The sequence below is a fragment of the Pseudomonas ficuserectae genome (genome assembly GCF_024584585.1).
GTDB classification, from domain to species: domain Bacteria; phylum Pseudomonadota; class Gammaproteobacteria; order Pseudomonadales; family Pseudomonadaceae; genus Aquipseudomonas; species Aquipseudomonas amygdali.
Genome location: NZ_CP085684.1, coordinates 2,281,220 through 2,294,450 on the forward strand (window position 1 = coordinate 2,281,220; position 13,231 = coordinate 2,294,450).

Annotated in this window: 10 protein-coding genes and 3 pseudogenes; 9 read left to right on the forward strand and 4 right to left on the reverse strand. The window is 54.7% G+C overall.

All coding sequences use genetic code 11. The annotated features are described in order from the left end of the window. Positions 1-26 precede the first annotated feature (26 nt). Together tal and LJU29_RS10160 are read right to left on the reverse strand one after the other, a co-directional pair. Entirely contained in the window at positions 27-953 is a 927-nt protein-coding gene (gene tal, locus LJU29_RS10155) for a transaldolase (RefSeq protein WP_002552899.1), read from the reverse strand. A gap of 208 nt (positions 954-1,161) precedes the next feature. After that, positions 1,162-3,492, reverse strand: coding sequence for a TonB-dependent siderophore receptor (locus LJU29_RS10160; protein ID WP_257112222.1), 2,331 nt, complete (start codon positions 3,490-3,492; stop codon positions 1,162-1,164). Positions 3,493-3,732: 240 nt separating this feature from the next. On the opposite strand from LJU29_RS10160, the gene LJU29_RS10165 reads away from it, so the two are divergent. From LJU29_RS10165 to LJU29_RS10180, 4 genes are all read left to right on the forward strand, one after another. Next, positions 3,733-4,977, forward strand: a complete 1,245-nt coding sequence (locus tag LJU29_RS10165; protein WP_057422994.1) for a M20/M25/M40 family metallo-hydrolase — start codon at positions 3,733-3,735, stop codon at positions 4,975-4,977. A gap of 134 nt (positions 4,978-5,111) precedes the next feature. Next, positions 5,112-5,555, forward strand: coding sequence for a S24 family peptidase (locus LJU29_RS10170; RefSeq protein WP_257112224.1), 444 nt, complete (start codon positions 5,112-5,114; stop codon positions 5,553-5,555). Positions 5,556-5,633: 78 nt separating this feature from the next. After that, on the forward strand, positions 5,634-5,873 hold the full coding sequence (locus LJU29_RS10175) for a hypothetical protein (RefSeq protein WP_004659854.1): 240 nt from the start codon (positions 5,634-5,636) through the stop codon (positions 5,871-5,873). 134 nt (positions 5,874-6,007) lie between these two features. Continuing rightward, positions 6,008-7,135 (forward strand): sensor histidine kinase, encoded by a 1,128-nt coding sequence (locus tag LJU29_RS10180; protein WP_257112709.1) that lies wholly within the window; start codon positions 6,008-6,010, stop codon positions 7,133-7,135. Positions 7,136-7,226: 91 nt separating this feature from the next. Here LJU29_RS10180 and LJU29_RS10185 read toward each other — a convergent pair. Beyond that, a pseudogene (locus tag LJU29_RS10185) lies at positions 7,227-7,469 on the reverse strand (GNAT family N-acetyltransferase); the annotation flags it as partial. A gap of 398 nt (positions 7,470-7,867) precedes the next feature. On the opposite strand from LJU29_RS10185, the gene LJU29_RS10190 reads away from it, so the two are divergent. Next, positions 7,868-8,791 carry a hypothetical protein gene (locus tag LJU29_RS10190; protein WP_257112225.1) on the forward strand — a complete coding sequence of 308 codons (924 nt, stop codon included), beginning with the start codon at positions 7,868-7,870 and terminating at the stop codon, positions 8,789-8,791. A 29-nt stretch (positions 8,792-8,820) separates the two neighbouring features. Here the strand turns inward: LJU29_RS10190 and LJU29_RS10195 are convergent, their stop codons facing one another. Further along, complete coding sequence (locus tag LJU29_RS10195; protein WP_371321901.1) at positions 8,821-9,108, reverse strand: S24 family peptidase; 288 nt, start codon at positions 9,106-9,108, stop codon at positions 8,821-8,823. A 21-nt stretch (positions 9,109-9,129) separates the two neighbouring features. On the opposite strand from LJU29_RS10195, the gene LJU29_RS10200 reads away from it, so the two are divergent. From LJU29_RS10200 to LJU29_RS10215, 4 genes and pseudogenes are all read left to right on the forward strand, one after another. Then, positions 9,130-10,110, forward strand: a complete 981-nt coding sequence (locus LJU29_RS10200; RefSeq protein ID WP_054078085.1) for an IS5-like element ISPsy2 family transposase — start codon at positions 9,130-9,132, stop codon at positions 10,108-10,110. Positions 10,111-10,756: 646 nt separating this feature from the next. Beyond that, positions 10,757-11,065, forward strand: a complete 309-nt coding sequence (gene tnpB, locus LJU29_RS10205) for an IS66 family insertion sequence element accessory protein TnpB (protein WP_257112226.1) — start codon at positions 10,757-10,759, stop codon at positions 11,063-11,065. A 16-nt stretch (positions 11,066-11,081) separates the two neighbouring features. Further along, positions 11,082-12,445 (forward strand): annotated as a pseudogene (gene tnpC, locus LJU29_RS10210) (IS66 family transposase). Between the two features lie 45 nt (positions 12,446-12,490). Continuing rightward, positions 12,491-13,146: pseudogene (locus LJU29_RS10215) on the forward strand (DNA adenine methylase); the annotation flags it as partial. Positions 13,147-13,231: the final 85 nt, after the last annotated feature.

Genomic DNA, 13,231 nt, shown 5'->3' on the forward strand with positions numbered 1-13,231 from the left:
CGTTAAGGTGTCGCCCTTTTTTGTTATCAGGCTTTTGCGGAGAGCAGCGCTTCCAGCTTTTCCTGATCGCGAGCGAACTGACGAATGCCTTCAGCCAGTTTTTCAGTGGCCATGGCATCTTCATTGGAGGCCCAGCGGAACTGGCTCTCGGTCAGGCTCTGGCGAGCCTCACCGGCATTGCCCGGTGCAAGCTTGCGTTCCAGCGTACCGGTATCTTCAGCCAGTTTCTTGAGCAGGTCGGTGCTGATGGTCAGGCGATCACAGCCCGCCAGCTGTTCGATCTGGTTCAGATTGCGGAAGCTTGCCCCCATGACCACGGTTTTGAAGTCGTTGGCCTTGTAGTAGTTATAGATGCGCGTCACAGACTGTACACCCGGATCCTCTGCGCCAACGTAGTCGATGCCTGAAGATTTCTTGTACCAGTCGTAGATACGGCCCACGAACGGCGAAATCAGGAACACGCCAGCCTCGGCACAGGCGATTGCCTGGGCAAAGGAAAACAGCAACGTCAGATTGGTCTGAATGCCGTCCTTCTCTAGCTTCTCAGCGGCACGGATACCTTCCCACGTCGCTGCCAGCTTGATCAGCACTCGATCACGTTTGATACCGGCGGCATCGTAAAGGCCGATCAAGCGCTCGCTGCGCTCGATCAGGGCATTGGTGTCGAACGACAGGCGTGCGTCGACTTCAGTGGATACGCGGCCCGGGACGACCTTGAGAATTTCCTGACCGATGGCGACTGCAAAGCGGTCGCAGGCCAGGCCGATGTCACCCTTGGCACCGCTGAATGCGTCGGCGAGCATCTGAGCGTTGTTTACGTCGGATGCGGCCTTGAGCAGCAGCGAAGGGTTGGTGGTGGCGTCCTCTGGTTCGAGGCTTTTGATTGCGCCGAAGTCGCCTGTGTCAGCAACAACGGTAGTGAATTTCTTGAGTTGATCCAGCTTGGAAGTCATGAGCGTGCTCTGTCCTGTGCGGTTGGATGACATTACCCGAGCGCTGCCGACCACTCAAGGCCGCAGCGTTTCCTGCTGCCGATGATAGGCCCTGAGGGACGGCATTGTCGTGAATACCTTTGTCGAGACTGTTTTTGAGCCTCGCACGCACTGCTTGTTCCCTTGATGTGAATTTAACGGCTATCAGGTAGCTTGCAGCGCGCAAGAGTCAGAGCGACCACTTCAGCGAGACCATCAGGTTGCGCGGGTCACCGTAAACGCCGCTACCGGTCGCGAGAGGAATGCCCTGCCAGTATTTTTCGTCGAATACGTTGTTGAGGTTGACCCGCGCGTCCCAGTGCTCGTCGAAGCGGTAGCCTGCCATCAGTCCCACAACCGCATAGGCGTCCTGCTCGGAGTGACCGGTGCCGACCCGGTTGTACGTCTCGCTTTGCGCCAGAACGTCGGCACCCACGCGCCATTTGTTCAGGTTGCCGGGCAGGTGATAGGACGTTGCTGCCTTGAATAGGTGTTTCGGTTGATTGGGCGCAAACAGGTCGCCCTTGTCATTGGTGCGGTCCTTGAGGTACTGGCTCAACACCAGTGTGTAGGAGGCGGAAGCCTGCCAGTCAGGTGTCAGCTGGCCGCTGATTTCTGCGTCGATCCCTCGGCTGCGCACTTCACCGGCTGCTTCGTAGCAGATGCGATTCTGCTGCTGGCAAGTGACTGGCGGATTGACGATGGCGTACGCGCGGTTTTCCTGGGTCATGTCGAAGACTGCCAGCGATGCGTTCAGACCACCGTCGAAGTATTCGCCTTTCAGGCCGATTTCGTAACTTTCGCCCGTCATCGGGTCCAATACGCCGCCTCCCACGTCCAGCTGGTTCTGCGGCTTGAAGATCTCGGTATAGCTTGCGTAGGCCGAGTAGGTATCGTTCAGGTCATAGACGATGCCGGCATAAGGCGTGACCTCACGAATGACTTTGTAGTCACCATTGCTGGCCGAACGATTCTGATAGTCGTACCAGCTTACCCGGCTGCCGACGATAACGTGCAATGGATCAATCGGGGTGAAACGTGCGGCGGCGTAGACGCCTTCCTCGGTGGCGGTGTTCTGATTGACGTAGGCGGTACGCGTGGCAGGGTCCGGTTTTGCAATGAGATTGGGGTTGAAGGTGTAGATATCGACCGGTGTGGAGCCGTAAAAGCCGCCTTTCTGATCAAACTTTTCTTCGCGCCTACTGACGCCGAGCATCAGCTCGTGCTGCCGGCCAAACAGCTGGAATGGACCGGACAGCGAACCATCCACACTGGTCTGCACGTCTGTGGTGTCGTACTCGCCAGCCGCCTGGCCGTAACCGGTGCCACTGGCGGTCAGGTAGTTGGAGTACATGTCGGATTCAGCCCAGATTCTGGTCGCCGCCAGTTTGCTGCACCAGCCGTTGTCGAAGCGATGAGTCAGGTCCGTGAAAACACTGACGTTTTCTCTGTCCCAATACGCCCAGTCGTTACTGAGGAAGGTGGAACGTGGCAGGTGAAGGTTTTCACCGTTAGGTCCGGATGGCAGGCTGCCCCAGTCCGACGTTGCATCATCGCGCTGCTTCGAGGCCCCGATGGTCCAGGTGGTCGACTCGTTAAGGTCGGCTTCCAGAACGCCATAGAACGTCTGACGCTCTTTATCGCGCTCATCGACAAAACTGTTGCCCGTTTCATAGGCTGCCACCACCCGGCCACGTAACGTACCGGAATCGTTGAGCCTGTTCGACGCGTCCACCTCGGTACGGTAGCGGTCCCAGCTCCCGGCGCTGGTGGTCACGCTGACTTGCGGGGTAGCAGTAGGGCGCTTGCGAATCAGATTCAGTGTCGCCGAGGGGCTGCCTGCACCGGTCATCAGCCCCGTAGCGCCGCGTACCACTTCAACGCGGTCGTACAAGGCCAGGTCAGCACCGGAGATGGTGTCCAGTGTAAAGGTGCTGACGATGGTCGGCAGACCGTCATACATCAGGTTATCGATGGTAAAGCCGCGCGCCAGAAACTGCTGACGGTCCGAGCCGAATTTGCGCAGTGTCACGCCGGGTGCATATTTGACGACATCATTGAGGTCGTTCATGCCCTGATCTTCAATTCGCTGGCGAGTGATCACGCTTACCGACTGCGGCGTCTCGCGAATCGAAAGGGGCAACCCGGTCGCGCTGCTCATCGAGCCCGTGGTGTACGAACCGCTGCCTTCTGTGGTGGCCATTCCTGCAATGCCCGCCTGAGCGCTGATGTCCACGTTGCCCAGCGTCATCGAGCCACCGCTCGATGGCTGGAACACCCTCACAGCATTGCCCTGTACCTGCGTATCTAGGCCGCTGCCCAACAGTAGCTGATTCAATGCCTGAGCCGGTTCCAGGCTGCCGCTAATGGCTGGAGCCTGCTTGCTTGCAATCAATTTGTCATCCACTGATATCTGCATACCGCTCGCTTGGCTCAGCTGTGCGAGCGATCTGGAAAGCGCCTGTGCAGGCAGATCGAGTTGAACGGGACTGGCCAACGAAGGTAGAAGCGGACGAAGCATTGGGGTAATTCCTGCAGGAACTGGGACGTGGCGGGACACCTGGATGATGGTGTGCTGGCTGGCAGGTCGTGACAGACGGCAGCGGAGGGAGAGACTAACAAATTTTTCACATTTTATTAAATGCCAATCACTATCAGTTACATTCTCATACATATTTGTCTGATGAGACTCGCTTGTGGCGTCGAGCACTGCATTGGGGTAAAGATGCTGTTCAACTCGCGATGATCTGAAGGAGCCAGCATGCATTCACGACGTTTCCCCATCACTGCCGCAATCGGCTTTTCATTGTTTTCCATGGGCGTCATCGCCGCCGAGCTGCCATCTGATCTGTTACTGAAAAAAGCCCAGGCCGAACAACAGTCCTACCTCAAAACCGTCCGGCAACTCGTGGATATCGATACGGGCACTGGTCAGGCACCCGGACTGAAAACAGTCAGCGCGATGCTGGTGGAGCGTCTCAAGGCATTGGGTGCCGAAGTTTCCACCACGCCGGCAGACCCTTCTGCGGGTGACAACATCGTCGGCAGGTTCAAAGGTAATGGCAGCCGGTCCTTTCTGTTGATGGTCCACTACGACACAGTCTTCGGGCCGGGCACTGCCGCGAAACGTCCGTTCAGGCTCGACGGCGAACGCGCCTATGGCCCCGGTGTGGCAGATGCGAAGGGCGGTGTTGCGATGATTCTGCATTCGCTGCAACTGCTGCAGGACCAGAATTTCAAGGATTTCGGCACGCTCACCGTGCTTTTCAACCCGGACGAGGAGACCGGCTCCAGCGGGTCGAAAAAAGTCATAGCCGAACTCGCTCGTCAGCATGACTACGTGTTTTCGTATGAGCCGCCTGACAAAGACGCCGTGACTGTCGCCACCAATGGCATCAATGGCCTGCTCCTCGACGTCAAAGGCAAATCGTCACACGCAGGCTCGGCCCCTGAAGCCGGGCGCAATGCGGCCATCGAGCTGGCGCACCAACTGCTGCAACTCAAGGACCTTGGCGATCCGGGCAAGGGTACGACCGTCAACTGGACGCTTGTCAAAGGCGGTGAGAAGCGCAACATCGTCCCGTCCAGCGCTTCGGCCGAGGCGGACATGCGCTACTCCGATCTGAGCGAGAGCGACAGGGTGCTCGCTGACGGTCAGCGGATTGTGAAGAAAACCCTCGTTGATGGCACCGAAGTGACCTTGCGCATGGAGAAAGGCCGTCCGCCACTGGCCAGGAACCCTGGTTCCGAGCAACTGGCGAAAACCGCGCAGACGCTCTATGAAAAAATAGGTCGCAGTATCGAGCCGATCGCCATGCGCTTCGGCACCGATGCGGGCTACGCCTACGTACCGGGCAGCGCAAAGCCTGCCGTGCTGGAAACCATGGGCGTTGTCGGGGCCGGCTTGCATGCGGACGATGAGTACATCGAACTGTCGAGCATCGCGCCCAGGCTTTACCTGACAGTGGCGCTGATTACCCGGTTGTCGCAAGACGAAGCGCCGTGACAGTACGCGAGCATTGACCGTGCTTCGGGTTGAGTCCACACCATTTGTCGATGTGTCAGGTCGTGGAGATTGACCTGGCCCCTGATAAACGATTAACTGTATATGTATACAGTTAATCATAAAAGGCTCGTCCCATGAGTGTCACATTCCTTGGCCCCTTGTCGGCAGGGGGCATCAAGCTCCCTTTGCTATCCTTGTCATCCGTCGGTTCCAGGTCGCCAGTGGTCGAGAAGCATGTCTCTATCGCAGAGCTTTGTGAGGTCCGTGAGCCGCACGTTTATCTGGCCAGGGTCGAGGATGAAGGGATGCAGGGAGGCGGCATGCGCACCGGTGAAATGTTGGTTGTCGACCGCAGTCAGTACGCCGAGCACGGTGACATCGTCGTCGCCTCACTCAACGCAAGGCAGATGTGTCGGCGTTTGCACATGCGTGGCGACGTCGTGATCCTCAAGTCCGAACACCCGGATTATCCACCACTGCATGTCACTGACCACGACGACCTGATCATTCTGGGTGTGGTGACCTACAGCCTGAAAAACCTTCTTGAAGGGCGCACCGCCTCTTCAGCTCATCGATGATCGGGCTCATGGCCTTGCATTGCACGCTTCACCGTGATCTGCTGCCGACCCTATGGTTTTAACCCGGAAATTGAGCGAATGCAGGAACAACTTGACCAGTTACGGCTCCCCAAGGCTGTCCAGGGGGCTATCAGTGATCTGGTAAGAGCGCTCGAGGCAACCAGCACCCGCGCTGACGTGGAGGCCGAAGGGGCGTTGCAGATCGAATACATTCACAGTCTTGAGACAAGCAGAAAACTGCGTCCCGCCGATGCCGAGGCGCTCTACATCATTTTTGACGACGCAGTTCAAGCTCGTTTACAAGCGCTTTCCGATTAGCTCCGGGCCTCGATATTTTTCTGGTCTGCGTGAAATTCATTTAACAAATGTATCCGTCTTTTTGATCGGAATTGGTGTTTAACTCGCCCCACGAATCTGCAATTCGCGGGGTTCATTTTCGGGTTTTAATTGCTATGCGGTTATCGGGCTTCATCCTTGAGAACATCGAGCCTATTGTACTGGAGTGGACCGACTTCGCGCGCACCATGTCCACGCTCGGCGAGCCTCTGGATACCAAGGAGCTCAGAGATCACGCCGAGCAGATGCTTCGAGCCATTGCCACCGATTTGAGGACTGATCAGTCGTCGCAGCAACAGGTCGAAAAATCTCAGGGCCAGGTCGTATCGCAAGAAGACACCGCAGCGAAAAACCATGCGATCACTCGATTGATGTCAGGTTTCACCATCGATCAGGTGGTCTCGGAGTTTCGAGCGTTACGCGCGAGCGTGATAAAACAATGGATGATGCGCGCGACCTCGGACACCCAGCAGCAGATGGAGGACATGATCCGCTTCAACGAAGCAATAGATCAGGCTCTCGCGGAATCCATTTCCAGCTATACCGGTGCGGTTCAGGCCTCGCGCAATATCTTTCTGGGCATCCTCGGGCACGACTTGCGCACACCGTTAAGTGCCATATTGCTGGGTGCAGACGTGCTGTTGCGTACCAATGACCTGGGCGCGCGGCCGACCAAGGTGGCATCAAGGATCTACTCAAGCGTGAAACGAGCCAATCAGATCGTTGGCGATCTGCTCGACTTCACACGGTCACAGATCGGTCCCGGCATTCCGTTGAAAAAGACCCAGACAGACATCCAGCCCATCTGTGCTCGCATCGTTGACGAATCGCGTACGGTCAATCCAGAGGCGGATATTCACCTCACTTCCAACGATCCGGTCATTGGCAATTTTGATGGAGATCGCCTGGAGCAGGTCTTCTCGAACCTCATTGGCAATGCCATACAACACGGCAACAGCCGCGACCCTGTCGAGGTAACGCTGGCAGCTTCTGACGGCACACTTCAGTTCACCGTGCACAACACAGGCAGTCCAATTCCCGAAGACGTGCTTCCTTTTATCTTCAACCCGATGGATCGCTACTCGCCCGAGAAAATGACTGACAACGGTCCTTACTCAAGCCTTGGGCTTGGCTTGTTCATCGTCGCCAAGATCGTCGATGCCCATGGCGGGCGTATTGAAGTGACGTCAAAAGCGGATCTGGGTACTACGTTTGCTGTGTTTATTCCGTTGAATGCGGAGTGAGCCCCCGACAGATGGCGCTTGTGTCATCTGTCTTTCTCGCTCGACTACGTCTTTGCGTAAAAGCCTTGGTACGGTCCAACGTTGCCGCAGTATCTTCGTCACGGCTGGCACCGACTGATATCCAGCCGACCACCTGCTCGTTCAACTCCTCGACCAATACGCAAGGCTCGCCCGATTCAATCGAGCGAACCCAAAATGATTCACGTTGAGCCAGGGTTGCTTCCAGCGAATTCAGGTATTCGGTCGGCATCAGGTCACAGTACGCTTCTTGCCAACTGCTGACATGCACCTGGGCAATGGCCTTTGCGTCAGAGGGGCGGGCCATGCGAATCATTGATGTACTCCTTCTTTGCCCGCTGAATACCTGGTCAGACCGTCTTGGTACGCCTGCCGATGATGGCGCAGCTTGTTATGAACTTCTGACGTGATGCTCATATCACCTCGACGTCAGACTTCTTCATAACGAACTTCCGGTTTCGTACATACCTCCTCGCCAGTAACCGGCTGCGCTCACCAAGCTGCGCAAGGATAAACGCCAGCGGTTACCGTTTGAGATATTGTCAGTTCCGGAGGGGCGGCCTTGATGTGCATGGTGATGCCTCGCTCTGTGGTGGAAGAATGAGGTGAATATCAACTTATGGTTGATATTTTCTTGATTGAGTAATGCCCTTGCAGTTTTGCACTCAGTGATGGATATTTGTGGATCCAAATTTTCAATTTGTAGGAGGGTAAGTGGGAAGCAAGATTTTTAAGGCGAAAATTCAAGGTGTCGGGCAAAAAACAGCTCAGGAATATGAGTCGTCTCCCGTGGGAATTCCAATCTGCGCTTCAAGTGAATGTGCTGCTAAGCTTACGTTTGTGAAGAGCCACCTGAGACAACTTGCAGACAAATCCATAACGGTTAAGCCAAGCTTTCGGCTTAAGCCCAAAGAGGTTCATGCCGCTGACTGCAAATACAACCTGGAAGGCCAATTAAAGGTGATGGCCGCCGGCTCTGATACAGATATTTTCGGGTCAGTATCCCAAAATAGTTATGAGTTTCGTTTGCATATACTGTTACAGGCATTCAAGGCCGTCTCTAAGCTTGAGTTGTCCAGCGCCAAAGATTCTGAAAAGAATCAAGGAAAAGATAAATTATTTGTTCAGAAGGGTAAGCTAAGCAGCTACTTGAAGAAGCTAAAGCAGATAGTAGAGCTTAGAAGCTTGTGTGAAAGTAATGAGGATCTTAGCTCTCTTATCGTCATCAAAGACGGGGCCAAAAGTATTCCTTGGTCTGAGTTTTACTTCGATCACGAAAATATTCGCACGTTAGTCAATGTATATGGAGCGCCTAAAACAACTTCGCCGCTAGCCATTTGCGGTAGTGTTAAATGTATAAAGTCTCCAACGGAAAAATTTCCATTTCACTCAGTAGAGCTGGACGCTCCCTATGTCACGCCTGATCCGAGTAATAAAGTAGTGAAGCCCGTTGTAAAAATTGCCTTAACGAAATCCTCTCTAGCGAGTAGCTTTGCAGTAGGTGAGGAGTATATATTTTTTGGTCGTTGGAAAACGAATCAGTGCGAAAAAGGTGTTCTGTCAGAGGACGGCCCCTTCTGGGTTTTTCAGAATATCAATATATACATTGAAAACGATGATCACTTTTTGAAAATCTAGACGCCAAGCTGGGGCTATGGTGTCCTCATTTACTCAGGTATGAAAGAGCCCATAACCTTACCGCAGATATGGGTTTCTTCAGTAATATCAATGATGGGGTATTGTGGGTTTATCGGGCGCAGATACTGCCTCCCTGCGTCCTCCAATAGAACCTTAAACGTCACTTCATTGGTGCGCGGGACCCGCGCTATTACACGGTCCCGGGTAGTTGCTCTGACTTCTGGATCTATAAATATAATGCAGTCTGAAGGGTAGCTATGTCCTGACCTAGGGAAACTCTGAAAAAGACTTCCTAATTTGGCAAAATCTCCGGACACCAGTCGCCGAGCTTTTCGATGATGAAACAGATGACCTTCGCCGACGCCGAGTATGCCGGCAAGCGCAAGCAGACCCGTAAGGAATTGTTCCTGATCGAGATGGATCAGGTGGTGCCCTGGAAAGGTTTGATTGCCCTGATTGAGCCCTATTATCCAAAAGGAGAAGGTGGCCGGCCCGCCTACCCACTGATGGCGATGCTGCGTGTTCATCTGATGCAGAACTGGTTCGGCTACAGCGATCCGGCGATGGAAGAAGCGCTGTATGAGACGACCATCCTGCGTCAGTTTTCAGGCCTGAGCCTGGAGCGAATTCCAGACGAAACCACCATTCTCAACTTCCGTCGTCTGCTGGAAAAGCACGAGTTGGCGACCGGGATTCTCGGCGTAATTAATGGTTATCTGGGCGACCGTGGCTTGTCGTTGCGTCAAGGCACCATCGTCGATGCCACGCTGATTCACGCGCCCAGTTCGACCAAGAACAAGGATGGCAAACGCGATCCTGAGATGCATCAAACCAAGAAAGGTAACCAGTACTATTTCGGCGCCAAGGCTCACATCGGCGCCGACGACGAGTCAGGCCTGGTGCACAGCGTGGTAGTAACAGCGGCCAATGTGGCAGACGTCACGCAGGTTGCCAAACTGCTGCACGGCGAGGAAAACGTAGTCTGCGCCGACGCAGGTTACACCGGGGTCGAGAAGCGCGAAGAACACGCTGGGCGCAAGGTCATTTGGCAGATTGCCGCCCGCCGCAGCACTTACAAAAAGCACGGAAAACGCAGTATTTTGTACAAGGCGATCCGCAAAATCGAGAAGGCCAAGGCCCAGGTTCGCGCCAAGGTCGAGCATCCGTTTCGGGTCATCAAACGCCAGTTTGGCTATGAAAAAGTGCGCTTTCGGGGCTTGGCCAAGAACACCGCGCAGATGGTGACGTTGTTCGCCCTGTCAAACCTGTGGATGGCCCGCCGACATTTGTTGGCGAGCGCAGGAGAGGTGCGCGTGTAATGCAGGAAATGGTTACCGCAAAAGGCTTTGCAGCGGCCGAAAGAGCTAAAAAGCGAAGATAATTGAGCAAATTTCGACATGCATCGTTTTTTGAAAAGTGCTGAGGACTCGGTAGCCGGAAAACATCCGGCTACTTCAGACCTTCCCTAGGATTCGTCATAGAGTCTCCACGTACCCTAAGCGCAAAACCATTTTTGCTAATGGGCACTGGGCAGGATACCCACTCATTTACACCATAGGGCTTATGCTCGCTTCCTCGCACCAAGCCCCGCTTGGACCCATGAGATCAGGGGGCACCTTGTCAAAACGAGATGGGACATCTACGGCATTGGAGGTCCCTACAGTTGTAAGCTTCTCTATTGAAGAATCAAATGCGCTGCTCTTTGGCAACACGCCATATTCTAGCCATTCCCTACGCACCTTCAACCATGAGCACAAAACGACCACGCTATCTGCATTGGCAATCGCTTCTCCATTCAGCCATTTACTCACTGCTTGGGTAGTCTCAAAGTAAGCGCCTCATGAACCCCACATTCCCAACCAGCCATTGAAGCTTGATGCTGTGCTCCCGATTCTTTTCAGGAGTCAGCACCTCATGATGCGACCCGACGCCAAAGTCGAAAAAGTGTACCTCTAACCCAAACTGGTGGACTTTCGAAAATCTATTGACGGCCTGGCTGAACTGGTCGAGCTGGACATCAAGGTTGCCGTGTTCGACCCCGTGCTTTTTGTTTTTCTGAATCGCCCTCGTAACCGAGTGAAAATCCTTTACTGGGAGCGCAACGGCTGCTGCCTTTGGCTCAAACGCCTGGAGTCCGAGCGTTTCAAAACATCTCCCGATGAGACAGACGAAGCCATCGTGCTGACGGTTCAGGAACTGAACTGGTTGCTTGACGGTTTTGATCTCTGGCGCAACCGCCCTCATCAGGTTTTAACTCCAGGATTGGTCGCCTGACAGGTATAATTCGGGCCTGATTTCCATGCCCGAAGATCTTCCAGATGACCCTGTATTGCTCAAGCAACTGCTCGCGCAGTTACTGATTGAGCGCACGACTGACAAGGGGCATATCGTCGATCTTAAAGAACAGATCAAGTTACTGCGCGACCGTCTGTTCGGACGCAAGTCCGAACAGACGGTCGAACCCAGCACGCCGCAGCTCGCCTTGTTCAACGAACCCGAAAGCGAGCCGATGCTACCCGTCGGCAACGCTGACGAAGAGGTCGTTGCACCGGTCAAACACCGTGGTAAACGCAAGCCACTGTCGGCTGATCTTCCCCGCATCGAAGTCATCCACGAACTGCCCGAGCACGAACTGACCTGTGCCTGCGGTTGCCGCAAGCATGTCATCAGCGAAGAAACCAGCGAGCAGCTGGATATCATGCCGATGCAGATCCGTGTAATTAAACACTTCCGCAAAGTCTACGGTTGCCGCGGTTGCGAAACAGCACCGGTCACAGCGGACAAACCGGCTCAGTTGATCGAAAAGAGCATGGCCAGTCCGAGCGTACTGGCCATGCTGCTGACCACCAAATATGTCGACGGTTTGCCTCTGCATCGTTTCGAGACGGTGCTGAGTCGACATGGCATCGAGATACCGCGCCAGACGCTGGCGCGCTGAGTTATCCAGTGCAGCGAGCACTTCCAACCGCTCTTGCATTTGATGCGTGATCGATTATTCGAAAGCCCGTTTATCCACTGCGATGAAACCCGAGTCCATATACTAAAAGAGCTGGATCGTGACCCGACCAGCCAATCCTGGATGTGGGTATAGGCCAACGGCCCACCAGACCGAAAAGTCGTCCTGTTCGACTACACCACCAGCCGCGCGCAGGAAGTGCCGCTGTGCCTGCTGGCATGCATTAACAAACTGTATGGCATCGAGCGTGAACTCAAGGATGTCAGCGATGAGCAGCGTTACATCGGTCGTCAGGAAAAAAGCCTGCCTGAGCTGACGAAGCTCAAAGCATGGATGGAAACAACGCAGCCGCAGGCCACCTCACAAAGTGCCTTGGGTAAAGCGGTGAACTACCTGGCTCACAACTGGAGCCGGATAGAGCGTTATATCGAAGCTGGTTTCTACCCATCGACAACAACGCTGCCGAAAGAGCAATCAGGCCGTTCGCCATCGGACGAAAAGCCTGGCTGTTCAGCGACACGCCCAAAAGCGCCACGGCCAGCGCCCAGATCTACAGCCTGGTCGAGCCCGCCAAACTCACCGGCCAAGAGCCTTATACGTGGCTGCGCCACGTACTTGAGCGGTTGCCGCATGCTGCATCGGTAGAAGATTACGAAGCCTTGCTGCCGTGGAACTGCTCGCCAGAGATGCCTCGCTAAACCCGATCCTCGTTTTTTGCTAGGTGGGGTTCGTGGCGCGGATACGAAGTGTTCGCTGGCGGTGCGGCCCCATGCGTCCCCAGGCAGCTCCCGTTGAAGTCTTGAACGATATCAATGGAGATCTGGTGACGCTGTATCGCGTCGTCCAAAACCACCTTGAAGAATTCGACCGCCAGTTCAAATGGGCACTCAGCTCGCGCCAGGTATTTGAGTGGCAGAAGATGACCCGCTCCGAAACCCTCACCGATATCCAGTGCGCCGCTCGTTTCTTCTACCTGCAGCACCATGCCTTTGCAGGAAAAGTGAGCGGGCAGACGTTTGGCACTGCCACGACCAGCCCGGCCATCAACCAGCTGCGGTTCGAGGAAAACCTGTCTGCAGCTTGGCAGCGATACTTGGAGAACCTGCAGTGGATCGAATGTGCCGAGCGCTACGACCGGCCCCACACCCTACACTACATGGACCCGTCTTACTGGCAGACGGCTGGGTACGCGGTGGATTTTCCGTTTGAAAACTATGAGCGAATGGCCGACTTCATGCGACGCTGCAAGGGAAAGGTTATGGTCAGCATCAACGACCACCCTGACATAATGCGAGTATTTGAAGGCTTCCATTTTGAAACGGTGGACATTCGCTACAGCACGGCAAACCAGAGAAAGGGCAAGGTTGATGTCAGCGGTGAGCTGGTTATCATCAATTGAGAACCTGCCGAACTCGGTGGTTTGTTCTGATCTCCAGCTTCAAGTAGGCTAAGGAAACTCTGAAAAAGACTTCCTAATTTGGCAA

Excerpts from the sequence above, each read along its gene's own strand:
- LJU29_RS10175 (WP_004659854.1), top strand. The coding sequence starts at position 5,634 with ATGCAGGAACAACTTGACCAGTTACGGCTCCCCAAGGCTGTCCAGGGG.
- LJU29_RS10160 (WP_257112222.1), bottom strand. The coding sequence starts at position 3,492 with ATGCTTCGTCCGCTTCTACCTTCGTTGGCCAGTCCCGTTCAACTCGAT.
- tal (WP_002552899.1), bottom strand. The coding sequence starts at position 953 with ATGACTTCCAAGCTGGATCAACTCAAGAAATTCACTACCGTTGTTGCT.
- LJU29_RS10180 (WP_257112709.1), top strand. The coding sequence starts at position 6,008 with ATGCGGTTATCGGGCTTCATCCTTGAGAACATCGAGCCTATTGTACTG.
- LJU29_RS10170 (WP_257112224.1), top strand. The coding sequence starts at position 5,112 with ATGAGTGTCACATTCCTTGGCCCCTTGTCGGCAGGGGGCATCAAGCTC.
- LJU29_RS10200 (WP_054078085.1), top strand. The coding sequence starts at position 9,130 with ATGAAACAGATGACCTTCGCCGACGCCGAGTATGCCGGCAAGCGCAAG.
- LJU29_RS10165 (WP_057422994.1), top strand. The coding sequence starts at position 3,733 with ATGCATTCACGACGTTTCCCCATCACTGCCGCAATCGGCTTTTCATTG.